Raw genomic sequence first — 17,011 nt, forward strand, 5'->3', positions numbered from 1 at the left:
TAGTAATCTGTGTAACTTACAAAAATAACTATGTTTAATTAATTCTATAATAAACCTAAAAAGAGTGAATTACAGATGGCTAAAAAGCAAAATATTAATAATAATGATCCAATATCAAAAGCAGTAGATTTATTATTAGAAAATACTGAAGATTTAACAACAGTTTTTAAAGAGGGAGGTTTGTATAAAGAATTAACAAAAAGATTAGTAGAAAAAATGTTGAATTCTGAGATGCAAAATTATTTAGGATATGATAAGAATCAACATAGTAATAGTGACAATGCTCGTAATGGTATAAGTTCAAAAAAATTAATAACTCAACAAGGTAAAATTGAGATTGATGTACCACGAGATCGCAATAGTAATTTTAATCCTGTAATAATTGCAAAAAGACAAAGAAGATTTGATGGTTTTGATCAACAAGTTCTTTCTTTATATGCAAAAGGTATGACATTATCAGATATTAGAACGCAATTACAAGAGTTATATCATGGTGCTGATATTAGTGAAAGTGTTATTAGTCAAATTACTGATGATGTTATTGATGATGTAAAAGCATGGCAAAATCGACCATTAGATAGTATTTATCCGATTGTTTATTTTGATTGCATAGTAGTTAAAATACGACAAGATAAACGCATTATTAACAAATCTGTGTATATAGCTTTAGGAGTTGATTTAGAAGGTAAAAAAGATGTTTTAGGCTTATGAATTAGTGAAAATGAAGGTTCTAAATTTTGATTAGCCAATTTCACAGAAATGAAAAATCGAAGCTTAAATGATATTCTTATTGCTTGTAGTGATAATTTAACAGGAATGTCAGAAGCAATACAATCAGTTTATCCTAAAACAGAACATCAATTATGCATCGTTCATCAAATTAGAAATAGTTTGAAATATGTCTCTCATATAAGCATAGAAAATCTCTAGTTGCAGATTTAAAACCAATTTATACTGCATGTAGTGAAGAACAAGCAATGCAGGCTTTAGAAACATTTGAAAATAAGTGAAATAAACAATATCCTCAAATTGCTAAATCTTGATATAAAAATTGAGAAAATTTGATAGTTTTTATTAGTTATCCAACAGAAATTAAAAGAGTAATTTATACCACAAATGCTATTGAATCTGTTAATAGTCAATTACGAAAAGTTATCAGAAATAAAAAAGTTTTTCCTAATGATATGGAAGAATTGAAAATATTTTATTTAGCAATTGAAAATATAGCAAAAAAATGAACAATGCCCATTCAAAATTGAAATACAGCAATTGCTCATTTTATGATAAAATTTGAAGATAGAATTAATCTTAACTAGTACTTTGTAAAACAAAGATACACAGATTTCTAAAAAGCCTCTTAGAACCTGTTTAGGATCTTTTTTAACTTATTTTTGATTAAATTAATATCATAAATGTTATTTTATAGTTGAAAAATAAATTTTTAATTGATAAGTTGTCAAATGATAAAATCTTTTTAACAAAAAAATGACAAAGAAAATAAAATGTTAATTAACTGTCAGGTTAGAAATAATTATTCCCTTTTTTAGTTTAATTATGTTTAAAAGATTCCAAACAGGTTCTTAGAAACATTTCATTAGTAATATTACTATTAAATGAAGCGGCTCCATTAAATGTAAAATTCATATTTGTTATATTGGAAGTATCTCATGTTGAAAGGTCTTGATTGAATAAGGTTGCACCTGTAAACATATTTTTTAAAGATGTGATTTCTGGTGGTAATTTGTCAGGTACTTTTTCAATTGTTCTTGGCATTCTAATAACTTGAATTTCTTCTAATGTATTTTTAAAAAATCCAATTTGAATAATTTCTTTACTATTTATCTTTGATAGGTCTCTTTCACTAGTTGTTATTTGTTTGCCATCTTTGTCAATATAAATTGTGTCTTGTTGAGTTTTATTTTGAATATAGTTAGTTGTAATATCATTTTTTTGTATAGTTGAGTTTAAGAAACTTGTTAAATTTCCTGTGGTTGTTGCAAGTGTTAAAAGACTTACTGCTGTTAATAATGTTTTCATTATGAAAAACCCCTTTTTATTTTTTCCAATAACTTCTTAAATTTAAGAAGTTAACTACATTTTAGTGTTTTTAAAAATAAATGCAATTAACTATTTTTGTATATTTGTATTAATAACAAATTATGAAATACTACAATAACTATTATCTTTGTTTGTTGAATTTTGTTTATTTTGTGTATCATTAGCATTTATTTTATTAACACCTAATTTGTCATTTACTTTTTCTTTTTTAATATTTTTATTTTTTTCTCTTTCTTTTAATAAATCTTGTGTGTAATATATATTAACTATTTCAGTTATTGATGGCATAATTTTAATTCCCCTTTATTTTAAAATTAAAAATTCAATTACTTTAAAACTAAAGTTAATTATAAACTTATATTATGTAAGTTTATAATTGAATTATATATTTAAAATATATAATTTAAATATATTTTTGTACAAAATTAAAATTTAAATCTAAGTTATTAAACTTATTTCATTAGTTGTTATAATTGAAATATATTTAATATAATTTAGAGAGGTATTTATTATGGATTTTTATATTATACTTTGAATATTTTTAATATCATTAACTATTAATTTTATTTTCTTTATGATAGCTTTTATTTTTAAAACTGCTATTTTAACTGATATTATTTATTGTTTAAGTTTTATTTATTTAAGTGTGATCATCGTTGCGTGAAAGCAAAATTTTAGTCCTGTCCAAATTTCGTTGTTTGTTCTTTATAATATTTGAGCTCTAAGATTAGGTAGTTTTTTATTATTAAAAATTATTAAACATAAGGTTGAACATCGTTTTGATAAAATTATTATTAATTTTTGAAAATTTAGTATTTTTTCAATTTTACAAGGAATTTCAGTTTTTATGATTAGTATTCCTACGGTTTTTGCATTAAGTCTTGATATTGGTTATTTTAATAGTACATTTAATAATTACTTACTTATTTTTATTATACTCGCTATTTTATTTTTAGTTATTGAGACAATTGCAGATTGACAAAAGTTTAGATTTTCCTTAAAGAAAAAACATGATTTATTTTTTATTAATTATGGTTTATGAAAAGATTGTCGTCACCCTAATTATTTAGCAGAAATTGGGTTTTGATATATGATGACAACATTGTTTATTTGTGATTTATTATTTAAAAATATTAATAGTGATATAAATTATTTATTTCATTTATTATGATTATTAAGTCCGTTGTATTTTAATGTTGTAGTAATTAATATTACCTACATACCAATATGAGAAGTAAAACAATGACAAAGGTTCCACTCTAATGAAGATTATTACAAATATTTAAATGAAACTAGTTGTGTAATGTGTTATATTGGTAAAAAAGGTCCAATTAATAAAGTGAAAAAATTAATATATAAAAAATAAGAACATATGTTCTTATTTTTTATATATTAATTTATTAAATTCTTTTTATTGCACTATTAACAAAATCTTCATTTGGATCAAATTTAGTTTCGTTATTAATATTTCATAATTTTTCTTGCTCTGTTTTAGTAACTTTATTAGGCATTTGTATATCAAGAATAACATGTAAATCACCACGTTTACTACTATTAGGGTAATAGAATCCCTGATTTTTTAAAGTAATTTTGTCACCGTATTGTAGTCCTAATGGTAATTTATGTTTAATTATTCCTTCAAAGGTAGGAATCATAATAATATTTCCCAAAATAATATCTAAGTAAGATACTGGTAATTTAATATACATATCACTACCTTGACGATCTAAGAAAGCATGTCGCTTAATATTAATACCAACAAATAAATCGCCTTGAGTGCCACCATTATGACCAATTTTACCTTTACCTTTAATTCTAATTTGTTGACCATCAAAAATACTGCGAGGAATATCAAATTCTAATTTTTGATTTTCAATATAATAGCGATGTCCTTTGCATTTTAAACATTTTTGACGAATAATTTTACCAAGTCCTTGACATTGGTTGCAAACACCTTGATGTCTAAACATACCTAATGGTGATTGTTGAACATATTCAAGAACTCCTTTACCTTTACATTTATCACATGTACTAATATCATTAGGAGTTCTAGCACCAGTTTCTTTACAATCCTTACAAGCAACATCAATGTTAATACTAATGGTCATTTTTTTGCCAAAGAATACATCACGATAACTAATTTCAACTTTTGTTAGGATATTATCACCTGGTGTTTTACCATTATAGCGTTGTTGTTGTTGTCTTCTATTACCACCAAATAAGTCACCAAATAAGTCACCAAATGCCGAACTAAAGTCACCGAAACCACCAAAGCCACCGAAGCCAGAAGAACTACCAACTCCGGGCATATCATGACCAAATTGATCATATTTTGCTCTTTCATTAGTATCAGATAAAACTTGATAAGCTTCACTTATTTCTTTAAATCGAGCTTCATCACCACCACTTGGTGAATCGGGATGATATTTTTTTGCAAGCGTACGAAACGCTTTCTTAATTTCATCTGGAGTAGCATTACGCGAAACTCCTAGAATTTCATAATAATCACGTTTTTTACTTGCCATTTTGTCCACCTCTAATTATTTTATTTAGTTGTTGCGTCAACATCAATAACATCATCACTTTTATTATCATCTTTTTTAATATGATCTGTTGGTTCTTGTTTTTGTTGGTTCATAAATTGTTGTGCAGCAGCAAATGCTTGTTTTAATTGTTCTAGTTTTTCTTTTAAATCATCATATTTTTTTTCATCTAGTGATTTTTGTAAGTCATCACGTAGTTTTTTCATTTCAGCAATTTGTGGATTTTCTGCTTCGCCTTCTTTTGCTGATTTAGTAACTTCAGCAGTCATTTTATCAATATCATAAATATAGGCTTGTGCTTGATTAGATAATTCAATTTCTTCTTTATGTTTTTCATCGTTTTCACGATTCTTTTCAGCATCTTGTACCATTTTTTCAATTTCGTCTTTACTTAAAGTACCACTATTGCTAATAGTAATTTTTTGTTCTTTATTAGTTTTTAGATCTTTAGCACTAACAGATACAATACCATTAACATCGATATCAAAAGTAACTTCAATTTGTGGAACACCTCTTGGTGCTGGTTCGATACCACTTAATTGGAAACGACCCAGTGAATGATTATCTTTAGCTAGTGGACGTTCTCCTTGTAAAACACTAATATCAACAGCGGGTTGATTGTCTTCAGCAGTTGAAAAAACTTGTGACTTTTTAGTAGGAACAGTAGTATTACGAGAGATTAATGGCGTCATTACTCCTCCTAAAGTTTCAATACCTAATGATAAAGGAGTTACATCTAATAGTAAAACGTCAGTAACATCACCCGATAATACTCCTCCTTGAATAGCAGCACCCAAAGCTACTACTTCATCAGGGTTAACACCACGATGTGGTTCTTTACCAATTTCGTTTTTAATAACTTCTTGCACAGCTGGGATTCTTGTTGAACCACCAACTAAAATAACTTCATCAATTTCATTTTTGCTTAATTTAGCTTCTTTTAAAGCATCACGAACAGGAGCAATAGTTCTTTCAACTAGTGATTTTGTTAGTTCATTAAATTTGGCACGTGTTAATTTTTCATTTAAATGTAATGGACCTGAGGCATTCATTGAAATAAATGGTAATGAAATATCAGCTTGTACTACTCCTGATAAGTCTTTTTTTGCTTTTTCAGCAGCATCTTTTAAACGTTGCATTGCCATTTTATCTTTTGATAAGTCAACACCATTACTTTTTTTGAATTCACTAACTAAATGTTGAACAATTAAGGCATCAAAGTCGTCACCACCAAGTTTGTTATCACCACTAGTTGATAATACTTCAAATGTTCCACCTGCTAATTCTAGAACTGAAACGTCAAATGTTCCACCACCTAAGTCAAATACTAAAATTTTGTGATCTTTATCTTGTTTGTCTAAACCATAAGCGATGGCAGCAGCAGTTGGTTCGTTAATAATTCTTTCTACTTTTAATCCTGCAATAATTCCTGCATTTTTAGTAGCTTCACGTTGTTCATTGTTAAAGTAAGCAGGAACAGTAATAACTGCTTTTGATATTTTTTTACCTAATTTTGATTCAGCAAAAGTTTTAATAGTGCGTAAAATTTCTGCAGATACTTCTTCTGGTTTACGTGTTTTAGTAGCGGCTTTAACTGTTTCTTTAGTTCCCATAATTCTTTTAATTGAACTAACAGTATTATCTGGATCAGTAATAGCTTGACGTTTAGCAACTTCACCAACCATAATTTGACCATCTTTGTAAGCAACAACTGATGGTGTTGTTCTTCCGCCTTCGGCATTTTCAATAACTTTTGGCTTATCACCTTCCATTACGGCAACACATGAATTAGTTGTTCCTAGATCGATTCCTAAAATGATTTCTTTATTTGTTGTTTTATTTGTAGACATAATATTTTCACTCCTTAATTTTTCTTTGTTTCTGTTTTTTCTTCTTTAGTTTGAAAAACTTTAACTTTAGTGGTGCTAATGACACGATTATGCAATTCATAACCATTAGCTATAACTTCAACAATAGTATTATTTTTTACATTTTGATAAGCATTGTTTGTATTATCATTAATAATTTCTACTGCCTCATGTTGGTGAGAATTAAATTGATCTCCAACTTTAGCAGTAATTTCTTTTAAACCTTCTTTACCAAGTGCTTTAATTAATTCTTCATAGATAAATTTAAAACCAACTAGGAAATTTTGAACAGCTGCATTATCAGTTTTAAAGTTTAGTGCTCGTTGGAAATTTAATAAAGTATGAACTAAATCTTTAATAATTTTTTGGTTAGCATATTTAATGTGTTCTTTATTTTGAATTTCTAATTCTTTAATGGTATTTAATCTAGTAGCTAGCATTAATTGCTTTTGTTGTGAATTAATTTTATTAAGTTCTGTTGTTAATTCTTTAATTTTTGTTTCTAATTCGATTTCTTTATTTAATGATATTTTTTCTTCTTCGACACTTACTGGTGTTTCAGTAACAGGAGTTGAAATAGTTGTATCTTTAGTTTCTGTTGCTGATACTTTATCAATGTTATCTTTTTTAGCTTTTGTCATTTTATCATCTCATTTCTATTTAAAGTTTTTAATCAATGTTTGATTAATCCAATTTAGAATTTCAGTTAGTTTTTCATATTCTAAACGTTTAGGTCCAACAATTGCAATTTGTCCTTGTTCACCATCATGAACTTTAAAAGTAGTAGTAATCATTGCCATATCGTTATTTTCATTACCCAGTTCTTCACCAATTTTAATTTGTAGTTGATTATTATTTAATTCATCAAAATACATTCATGGTGATTGTGATTCAATGAATTTAATAATTGTTTTAACCTTATTAATATCATTAAATTCAGGATTTTCTAACATATATTGAACACCGTGTGTTGTTGATAGTGGTCGTGAGAAATTAATTAAAGTGTTAACAAATCCTTGAATAATATATTCTGATTTTTGTACTTGTTGTTCAAGGATTGGTTTTAATAAATTTACTTTCTCACTAATTTCACTAATTTTAGTACCAATTAATCTGGTGTTAAAAATATCAATGGCAATTGATAAATCGGTTAATGATGTTTCTTGAATATTAAACATTTTGTTTTGAACATGACCATTACTAGTAATACAAATTGTTAAAGCATTATCATTACTAATCGGTATTAATTCAATTTTTTTTAAAGTATCTTCATTAATATTAGGACCAGTAACAATACTAATCAAATTAGTCATTTCACTTAAAATACTACTAGTTTTATTTAATACTTCGGTAATTACTAAGTTACGGTTATTAAATACTTCTGCTATTTTTTTCTTCAAGATTTCTAGTTCTTGATGTTCACCCATATTCATTAAATTATCAACATAATAGCGATAACCTTTTGTTGAAGGAATACGACCACTAGAGCTATGTGCTTTTTCTAATAATCCTAATGTTTCTAATTCAACACATTCATTACGAATAGTAGCACTAGAAAAATTAATATTGTTATTATTTTCTAAAATAGTTTTGCTACCAATTGGTAATCCTGTTTTAATATATTTTTCAACAATGATTTTTAAAATTTGTGATTGTCTGTTACTTAACATTGTTCACCACCTTTTTTAGCATTCATTAAAATTGAATGCCAATACTTATATAATTATAACTGAGAGTGTAATAATATCAAGACTTAATTGAATTTTATTTTTTTACTGAGAATAAACATATTGTCTTTATTGATAGTAATTACCATTCATTTGTGGGGTATTAGTTCTTCTTTAATAATAGCTTGTGCGATAATAGTTTCAATATAGTGTTGAATATAGCGTTTAATCGGTCGTGCGCCATATTCTTCATCATAAGCATCTTTTAGTATTTTATTAACTACTTCTGATTCATAAGATAATTGTAAATTTTTTTCTTGTCTTAATCGCAATAATAAAGTATCTAATTCTTTAATAATAATTTCTGTTATAACTTTTTTACTTAATGGATTGAAGATAACAATTTCATCAATTCGATTAATAAATTCTGGTCGAAATGATTTTTTTAAGATATTTAATGCTTGCTCTTTGCTGTTATCTTTACCACTTAATAGTTCTTGTGAACCAAGATTTGAAGTCATAATAATTATTGTGTTTTTAAAGTCAATTAAGAGACCATGACTGTCTGTAATTCTACCTTCATCAAGAATTTGTAATAAAATATTTAATACTTCAGGATGGGCTTTTTCGATTTCATCAAAAAGAATGATACTATAAGGATTTCTTCTTACTTTTTCGGTTAATTGTCCACCGTTTTCATAACCAACATAGCCAGGAGGTGAACCTAGTAATTTGCTAACTGCGTGTTTTTCCATAAATTCTGACATATCAATACGAACCATATTTTTTTCGCTATCAAATAAAATATCAGCTAAGGTTCTAGCAACTTCAGTTTTTCCAACACCGGTTGGACCCAAGAAAATAAATGAACCAATTGGGCGATTGGGATCTTTAATGCCAGCACGAGCTCTAATTAAAGCATCACTTACCAACTGTAGGGCATTACTTTGACCTTTAATTCTCGTATTTAAAGTTAAGGGTAATTTTAATAATTTTTCTTTTTCGGTTGCTAATAAACGAGTAACAGGAATGCCAGTTCATTTTGCAACAACTTTTGCAATATCTTCACTAGTAACATCTTCGCGTAGTAAAGGATTATCTTTTTTTATATTTTCACTATCTTTAAGTTCTTTTTCTAAGTTGGGAATAATACTATATTGTAGTTCACCAGCTTTTGTAAAATTACCTGATAATTGATACAATTCTAATTCTGATTTAGCATTTTCTAATTTATTTTTTAAACTAGTAATATGGTCTAATGCTGACTTTTCTTTGATTCATTTATCTTCTAATTGTTGTAAAGTATTTTTTTTAGTTTTTAATTGTTTATCGACTTCAATTAGTCTTGTTTGCGAGTTTTCATCTTTTTCTTTGCTTAAGGCTGCTTGTTCAATTTTTAATTGTAAGACTTTTCTTCTTATATCATCTAAATCACTAGGAACCGAAGCAATTTCAGTTTTAATACTAGCACAAGCTTCATCAATTAAGTCAATTGCTTTATCAGGTAAGTAACGATCATTAATATATTTATTAGATAGGTAAACAGCTTCTCTTAATGCACTATCATGAATTTTGACACCATGATAAGCTTCAAAACGTTCTTTTAAACCACGTAAGATAGCAGTTGTATCTTCTGTTGTTGGTTCTTTAATAATCATCTTACGAAATCTTCGTTCAAGGGCTGCATCTTTTTCAATGTATTGACGATATTCGTCAAGTGTTGTGGCACCAATACAACGTAGTTCACCGCGTGCTAACATTGGTTTTAGTAAATTAGAAGCATCCATTGAACCTTGTGTTCTACCAGCACCAACAATTAAATGTAGTTCATCAATAAATAAAATAATTTTTCCATTAGAATTTTTAATTTGGTTAATAACCGCTTTTAATCGTTCTTCAAACTCACCTTGGAATTTAGCGCCAGCAATTAGTGCTCCCATATCTAGTTCATAAATAATTTTATCTTTTAAGTTACTGGGAACATCACCACGAACAATACGTTGGGCTAAACCTTCAATAATAGCAGTCTTACCAATACCAGGTAAACCGATTAAGACGGGGTTGTTTTTAGTTTTTCGTGAGAGTATTTCTTCTACTTTACGAATATCTTCATCACGTCCAATAATAGGATCCATTTTTCCTGTTTTAGCTTGTACAATTAGATTACGAGCAAATTTATCAAGAATTTTAGGATCATTACTATAGTTAGGGATTTCATTTAATTGCATAATGTCACTCCTCTTTTTAGTACTATAATTACTTGATTGCTAATCATATTAATATACTAACAAATAAAATTAGCAGTTTCAAGTAGTAACTGCTAATTTTATATTTAATTGACTTAGGGATAAGTATTTTCAATTAAAGAAACTTAATATAATATTAATATTTGTGATAGAACTTGTAGGTATTTTAGATCTTAAATATATATTTCTCGTGTAAATAATATATATCATATTTTTAAAAGAATTGATATACTAATTACATAATTGCTAGATAAAAATAAAAAATAGTAATTTAATAACTTTTAAATATTAAATTTATAAGGAAATATTATGAAACAATTTAAACAAAAATTAATTTTATTACTTAGTGCTAGCAGTTTATTAGTAACCTCAGTATTAAGTATTAGTTTTAATAATAAAAATCATCAAACTAGTAATAGTAAAGTTAGCGGCTTTCATATTACTGTTAAGTCATCAAATCGTAACTTAGTTAATAGTATTAAATCTTGAAATAATGATTCACAATATTTATATAATAATGTTAAAAGTACACCATTAAATGTTAATTTTGATAGTTATGATCAAATTATTAATAATGATTGAACACATAGTAATATTGAAACCAATGATATTATTAATGATCAAGGTTATAGTCAATTAAAAAGTATTATTAATGATAATAGTAGTTATTTTAAAAATGCACAAGGTTTTCTTACTGCGGGTGCTTTTGGTCATACTTTTAATGAAAAAAGTAATAATTTAATTTTACAATATCATCAAACAATTAAAGAAAGTATTGATGCAGGACTTTTTGCAACAATATATGAAGCAAGTGACATTAATACTTTAATGGAAGTTCCATATAATTTACAACCAAGTACTAATTTTCAAAAATCTAATTTTGAAACGCGTGCTAAAATATTTCCAATTGGACCATTTGCAAATACTAAGGATAGTTTTAGTAATGAAATATTTGTTTTTTATGTGCATCCTCCTTTTAAAAAATCAGGATTAGAAATTTCTATTAATAATGAAAACAGAGAAATAAAAAAAATTGTTAAAACTAATAGTAATAAAACTTTTGACTATGCTATTTTAAACCAAGATTATAGTAAAAATAAACCCACTATATATAATGTTAAATGAAATGATAGTGATGGTAGTACCGTTTTAAGACAAGAAACACTTACTATTAATAGTTCTATGCCAGACATTCAAGTTATTAATGAAAAAGAAGATAAATCTTCATTAATTCATCAATATTTTATTAATGAAGAAAAAAATAGTAATTTACAAATGATTGCTTTTAGTCAAATTAAATCAGAAGCTGTTATTACTGCTAATGTTAGTGAAGATAAATGAATATATCAGCGTGTTGATGATAATCTTGTTCCACAAGAAGAAAAGATAACACCTATTTCAAATCAACCATTAAAAACATATCAATCTGAAGATCATACTATTTATTTATTACAAAGAATAGTAAATGATAAAGTTGATAGTTCTTCAAGACAATATTTAAATATTTATAATATTAATCCTTTATCAAGTAAGTTTTCTGGTTTTACTAATTTTGCTAATAGTCAATCTGGTATTGATTTTAATCAGTATTTACAAGAAACCACTAATATAGACTGTGCAATTGATGTACTAAATCCAGGTCAATTACGTTATTGATTATTGTTTTATGAGCACGATTTAATTACTCATTTATATGCTAATGTTAAACATGATGAAAAAAATAAAAATAACCCTTTTGCCTTACCAGAAATAAAACCAAAAACAACAACTTTAATTAATAATTGAAATATTATAATTATTGGTAGTACTTTTTTATTAGTTATTATTGCTATTCCAGTAGTTATAGCAATATTAAGAAGAAAGAAAATTAAAAAGTAAGCAGTTTGGGGTAAGTCTAATCATTATAGATATAGTTTACTAAATTTTAATCATATAGATAGTATAAAAATTTATGTAATATTGATAAAAATAATTAAATTTTCTATACTAAATATAGAAAATATGATATTATTTTTTTAAAACTTAATATAAGTTTTAAACTCATTACTTATTCAAAAGTAAATGAGTTTTTTTTATTTTTTTTTAAAAAAGGAGAAGTTAATAATGACTTGATTAGAAGTAGAAAAGGCAATTGCAGATTTAGATGAAAGACAAAAAGATGAAACTAATTTTATATTAGTTGATAGTAATTATCATCCAGAAATGACTAAGAAAAAATACAAATACTGAAAAAAATTTAAAACAAAGCATTCAACAACAGCAAAAACGTTAAAAATTATTTGTGCGTCTACTAAAGGATTTGTTAAGGCGGCTTATGAAGGGATTCCTGAAGGTGCTGTTAGAGGTACTATTATTGGTGCTGCTGGTGTTTTGGTTACAACTTTTTTTGTATCTCCACCTGCCGGTATTATTGTTGCAGGAGCTGCTGTTGCTGGTGGTGTTACTTATGCAGTTGTTAAAGGTAGTCATGTAGCTATTATAAAAGGAAAAGTAGCAGCATGAAAAGAAAAAAGTACAAAAACAAGATTTAGAAGAAGCACAAAAACACGCAATAAATTTTAATACAGATTTACAAAATAAAACAAAAACTAAATCAAAAAAATCAATTAATTTATAGGATGGTAATGTTTAGTAATCTGTGTAACTTACAAAAATAACTATGTTTAATTAATTCTATAATAAACCTAGAAAGAGTGAATTACAGATGGCTAAAAAGCAAAATATTAATAATAATGATCCAATATCAAAAGCAGTAGATTTATTATTAGAACCTGTTTAGGATCTTTTTTAACTTATTTTTGATTAAATTAATATCATAAATGTTATTTTATAGTTGAAAAATAAATTTTTAATCGATAAGTTGTCAAATGATAAAATCTTTTTAACAAAAAAATGACAAAGAAAATAAAATGTTAATTAACTGTCAGGTTAGAAATAATTATTCCCTTTTTTAGTTTAATTATGTTTAAAAGATTCCAAACAGGTTCTTAGAAAATACTGAAGATTTAACAACAATTTTTAAAGAGGGAGGTTTGTATAAAGAATTAACAAAAAGATTAGTAGAAAAAATGTTGAATTCTGAGATGCAAAATTATTTAGGATATGATAAGAATCAACATAGTAATAGTGACAATGCTCGTAATGGTATAAGTTCAAAAAAATTAATATGGAATGGCAACACTTTTTAGGACTATTTTTTGGTAGACACTTGTTCTTGATATTTGATAGGAGTTAAGTAGTTTAAAGTGCTGTGGATTCTTATGTTGTTGTATCAATTGATATAATCAAATAATTCTAATTTTAATTGGATTAATGATGTAAAATTTTTATAATTAATAAATTCAGTTTTGAAAGTTTTAAAAGTTGCTTCAGCAACAGCATTATCATAAGGACAACCTTTTTTTCTTAAAGATCGAGTAATATTGAATGCTAATAAAAGATTATTAATAATTTTATTGTTAAATTCATTACCGCGATCGCTATGAAATATTTGGATATTTTTTAAACAGCGATTTGATTGCATAAATGCTTGATATACTAATGATGCATCTTTTTTAGTACTACACCTAATGATATGGAAGAATTGAAAATATTTTATTTAGCAATTGAAAATATAACAAAAAAATGAACAATGCCCATTCAAAATTGAAATACAGCAATTGCTCATTTTATGATAAAATTTGAAGATAGAATTAATCTTAACTAGTACTTTGTAAAACAAAGATACACAGATTTCTAAAAAGCCTCTATAGGATAGGTAATTTTTAATTTCATTAAATTGTGGAAAACTATTTTTACTTTTATTTTAAATTTTTGTATTAAAATAAGTGTTATTTAATAAATATAAATCTTATTTAATTATTGATAAAAGCATGTTAAAATTGTAAAGAATTATATTATAGAAGAGGATAAGTATGGAAAATAAAAACCAAGAAGTTAATTTTGAAAATAATAGTGAAAATACATTTCCAAGAACTAAGTTTTTGATAAGTGTTGGCTATTTAATAATACAAGTATTAATTCCAGGGATTATTCTTTTTTTTACTACTAGTACTGATTTTACTTTTACTTTTAAATTACCTTTTTGAATAATGGTACTTTCTAGTTTAAGTTTAATCATATTTACTTTTATTATAACCTTTATTACATATAAGTTAAAATTACATCAATTAGATCAATTTACATATAGTATTCCATTTGCTTTTGTTTTATCATTATTTTATTTGTCAGGATACTTTTTAACTCCTCAACAAATTTTAATACGTTTTATTATTTCAATCGCTGGTGCTGTTATTGGTATTTTTTTAACGAGTATTATTTTATTATTAGTATTAAGAAAAAAAACAAAAAAATCATATATTAAGTTATAATAAGTGATATAAATCTAAAAAAATAAAACGAAAAAAAGGCGCGTAATATATGTTACGCACCTTTTTAAATATATGTTTTTTATTACTGTATAAAAATTATTCAATATCTAATTCTCATACATTTGTAATTGTTCCAGCAAATAGTTTTTATCAACTATTAATGATGAATATACTGAAGCATTTAATTCATATTTGTTTTTTACTTGACTAAAGCTTAAATCAAGTTCATAAACATTATTATTATCAGTAGTAGCATATATTTTGTTATTTAAATCTTCTATTGATAAAGAAAAAATTTTACCATCTTTCAAATTAATTTTTTCTGTTATTTCATTTTTGATTAAATCGTACTGATAAATTTTGTCTTCTGTTGCTAATATTAATTCAGTATCAGATAGTGCTTTAATATCAAAAATAATATTACTTTTATTTTTAAAATCATATTTTAATTTATGGGTTTTAGTTTCTAAATCAATTTCTCATAATTTTCCTTCACTAGTGCCAGCATATATTTTATTTTCTGTAATTTTAACTAGGGTATTTACATCACCTCAATCGTCAAAACGATATTTTTTAGTATTACCAGTATTAATATCTAATTCATAAACATTACCAATACCAGTACCAACATATAACTTATCTTTTGAACCTTCAATTAAAGTTTTAGAATCATACTTATCACCAAATCCAGTGAATTTCTTTTCTGCAGTTTCAGTTTCTAAATCAATTTCTCAAATTGTATTTGTTATTGTACCAGCATTACTTTACCATTTGATGCTTTAATTAAACTATTTATACGTTCTTCATTTAATTGATATTTATTGATTTTTGTATTATTAGTAAAATCAATCTCTCAAATATTTCCGTTCTCTGTTGCAGCAAATATTATACTATCTGAGAACCTGTTTGGAATCTTTTAAACATAATTAAACTAAAAAAGGTAATAATTATTTCTAACCTGACAGTTAATTAACATTTTATTTTCTTTGTCATTTTTTGTTAAAAAGATTTTATCATTTGACAACTTATCGATTAAAAATTTATTTTTCAACTATAAAATAACATTTATGATATTAATTTAATCAAAAATAAGTTAAAAAAGATCCTAAACAGGTTCTGAGATTTGAAGAAATTTATTTATTTTTCCATCATTTAATTCATATTTATTAGAAATTTGACCTTCACCTATGATAATTGTTAGATTAGTAGTTAAATTTTTAAATAAATCATAATTATAATTAATTTTTGCATCAATAGAACCACTAACTGTGAAGTGTCATTATTTAGTAAAAATTTCCTATTAGTTATCGAGTAATAATTTCCCAAAAGTGAAGTTATTTATATAACTTATAATTAATAATAATTCGATTTAAAACAGCCCTAAAAAGGGCTGTTTATTTTTTGAATACTATAAACATATAATTTTTTAAATCTTTTGAATATGAGCAAATTTGGTGCCTTAAAATTAATTTTAAATATATAAAGATATTGCAATTGCAATATCTTTTTTATAATTTTAGTGAGTTTATTTTAAAACCCTTATAATTTTTATTTTCAAAGCTATTAATTTCAACTTCATCAAACTTTTTTATTTTTAACTTTTCTAAATTTTTGTTATAAATTTCCATTTTTAAATTTGATATTTTTTTTAATTCTTCTTTTATTGAATTAAATTTAATTTCAAAATAATTTACTTTTTGAGAAATAATTCTATGTTCATTTTCATATTTTCTTATTTCATTTCTTATTTTTAATTCATTTTTATTGTTAATATCTTGATTTGTTAGAACCTGTTTGGAATCTTTTAAACATAATTAAACTAAAAAAGGGAATAATTATTTCTAACCTGACAGTTAATTAACATTTTATTTTCTTTGTCATTTTTTTGTTAAAAAGATTTTATCATTTGACAACTTATCGATTAAAAATTTATTTTTCAACTATAAAATAACATTTATGATATTAATTTAATCAAAAATAAGTTAAAAAAGATCCTAAACAGGTTCTTAAACAAGATATTTTTTTATTTATTTCTTTTTCTTTTCTTTTTTCATTATCTAGCTTTTTCTCCAAACTTCTAAATTCATTACTTAACTTAGAAATTTGATTTTGACTTTCTTGTAATTGTTTATCCATATATTAAAAATCCTTTCAAAATTAGAAACCTAATTGTTTTATTTTTAAACAATTAGGTTTCTAAAACTATTTTTAATTCATATTTATTATATTCATTAAAAATTGGTTTGTAAATAAAAAAGT

The 17,011-nt window shown here is 25.1% G+C and carries 13 protein-coding genes and 4 pseudogenes; 7 read left to right on the top strand and 10 right to left on the bottom strand.

What is annotated here, in order from left to right; all coding sequences use genetic code 4:
- Positions 1–75: 75 nt before the first annotated feature.
- Positions 76–1,316 (top strand): annotated as a pseudogene (locus tag ACXUB0_RS09675) (IS256 family transposase).
- 232 nt (positions 1,317–1,548) lie between these two features.
- Here the strand turns inward: ACXUB0_RS09675 and ACXUB0_RS09680 are convergent.
- Together ACXUB0_RS09680 and ACXUB0_RS09685 are read right to left on the bottom strand one after the other, a co-directional pair.
- Entirely contained in the window at positions 1,549–2,037 is a 489-nt protein-coding gene (locus tag ACXUB0_RS09680; RefSeq protein WP_458258516.1) for a BspA family leucine-rich repeat surface protein, read from the bottom strand.
- Positions 2,038–2,157: 120 nt separating this feature from the next.
- Positions 2,158–2,346, bottom strand: coding sequence for a hypothetical protein (locus ACXUB0_RS09685; protein ID WP_458258517.1), 189 nt, complete (start codon positions 2,344–2,346; stop codon positions 2,158–2,160).
- 223 nt (positions 2,347–2,569) lie between these two features.
- On the opposite strand from ACXUB0_RS09685, the gene ACXUB0_RS09690 reads away from it, so the two are divergent.
- Entirely contained in the window at positions 2,570–3,424 is an 855-nt protein-coding gene (locus tag ACXUB0_RS09690; protein ID WP_458258518.1) for a DUF1295 domain-containing protein, read from the top strand.
- Between the two features lie 34 nt (positions 3,425–3,458).
- Here ACXUB0_RS09690 and dnaJ read toward each other — a convergent pair whose 3' ends face one another.
- The 5 genes from dnaJ to ACXUB0_RS09715 form a co-directional block, all read right to left on the bottom strand.
- Positions 3,459–4,583 (bottom strand): molecular chaperone DnaJ, encoded by a 1,125-nt coding sequence (gene dnaJ, locus ACXUB0_RS09695; protein ID WP_458258519.1) that lies wholly within the window; start codon positions 4,581–4,583, stop codon positions 3,459–3,461.
- A gap of 20 nt (positions 4,584–4,603) precedes the next feature.
- Positions 4,604–6,451, bottom strand: a complete 1,848-nt coding sequence (dnaK, locus tag ACXUB0_RS09700) for a molecular chaperone DnaK (RefSeq protein ID WP_174481222.1) — start codon at positions 6,449–6,451, stop codon at positions 4,604–4,606.
- A gap of 14 nt (positions 6,452–6,465) precedes the next feature.
- A complete protein-coding gene (locus tag ACXUB0_RS09705) occupies positions 6,466–7,110 on the bottom strand; it encodes a nucleotide exchange factor GrpE (protein WP_338957498.1) in 645 nt (214 codons plus the stop codon).
- Between the two features lie 15 nt (positions 7,111–7,125).
- Entirely contained in the window at positions 7,126–8,139 is a 1,014-nt protein-coding gene (gene hrcA / locus ACXUB0_RS09710) for a heat-inducible transcriptional repressor HrcA (RefSeq protein ID WP_252320996.1), read from the bottom strand.
- Between the two features lie 83 nt (positions 8,140–8,222).
- The gene (locus tag ACXUB0_RS09715; protein ID WP_458258520.1) at positions 8,223–10,364 is read right to left on the bottom strand and encodes an ATP-dependent Clp protease ATP-binding subunit; all 2,142 of its coding nucleotides are present in this window, start codon (positions 10,362–10,364) and stop codon (positions 8,223–8,225) included.
- A gap of 327 nt (positions 10,365–10,691) precedes the next feature.
- Here ACXUB0_RS09715 and ACXUB0_RS09720 point away from each other — a divergent pair, with 327 nt between their 5' ends.
- The 3 genes and pseudogenes from ACXUB0_RS09720 to ACXUB0_RS09730 form a co-directional block, all read left to right on the top strand.
- Positions 10,692–12,260, top strand: coding sequence for a hypothetical protein (locus ACXUB0_RS09720; RefSeq protein ID WP_458258521.1), 1,569 nt, complete (start codon positions 10,692–10,694; stop codon positions 12,258–12,260).
- A gap of 225 nt (positions 12,261–12,485) precedes the next feature.
- Positions 12,486–12,944 (top strand): hypothetical protein, encoded by a 459-nt coding sequence (locus tag ACXUB0_RS09725; protein WP_458258522.1) that lies wholly within the window; start codon positions 12,486–12,488, stop codon positions 12,942–12,944.
- Between the two features lie 410 nt (positions 12,945–13,354).
- A pseudogene (locus ACXUB0_RS09730) lies at positions 13,355–13,549 on the top strand (transposase); the annotation flags it as partial.
- A 23-nt stretch (positions 13,550–13,572) separates the two neighbouring features.
- On the opposite strand, the pseudogene ACXUB0_RS09735 reads toward ACXUB0_RS09730, so the two are convergent.
- A pseudogene (locus ACXUB0_RS09735) lies at positions 13,573–13,935 on the bottom strand (IS3 family transposase); the annotation flags it as partial.
- 12 nt (positions 13,936–13,947) lie between these two features.
- Between ACXUB0_RS09735 and ACXUB0_RS09740 the strand changes: the two are divergent.
- Together ACXUB0_RS09740 and ACXUB0_RS09745 are read left to right on the top strand one after the other, a co-directional pair.
- Positions 13,948–14,088, top strand: a pseudogene (locus ACXUB0_RS09740) (IS256 family transposase); the annotation flags it as partial.
- Between the two features lie 208 nt (positions 14,089–14,296).
- Positions 14,297–14,752, top strand: coding sequence for a DxFTY motif-containing membrane protein (locus ACXUB0_RS09745; protein WP_458258523.1), 456 nt, complete (start codon positions 14,297–14,299; stop codon positions 14,750–14,752).
- 107 nt (positions 14,753–14,859) lie between these two features.
- Here the strand turns inward: ACXUB0_RS09745 and ACXUB0_RS09750 are convergent, their stop codons facing one another.
- Positions 14,860–15,063 carry a hypothetical protein gene (locus tag ACXUB0_RS09750; RefSeq protein WP_458258524.1) on the bottom strand — a complete coding sequence of 68 codons (204 nt, stop codon included), beginning with the start codon at positions 15,061–15,063 and terminating at the stop codon, positions 14,860–14,862.
- 1,651 nt (positions 15,064–16,714) lie between these two features.
- Positions 16,715–16,888, bottom strand: coding sequence for a hypothetical protein (locus ACXUB0_RS09755; protein ID WP_458258525.1), 174 nt, complete (start codon positions 16,886–16,888; stop codon positions 16,715–16,717).
- Positions 16,889–17,011: the final 123 nt, after the last annotated feature.

The sequence above is a fragment of the Spiroplasma endosymbiont of Dactylopius coccus genome, assembly GCF_977110965.1.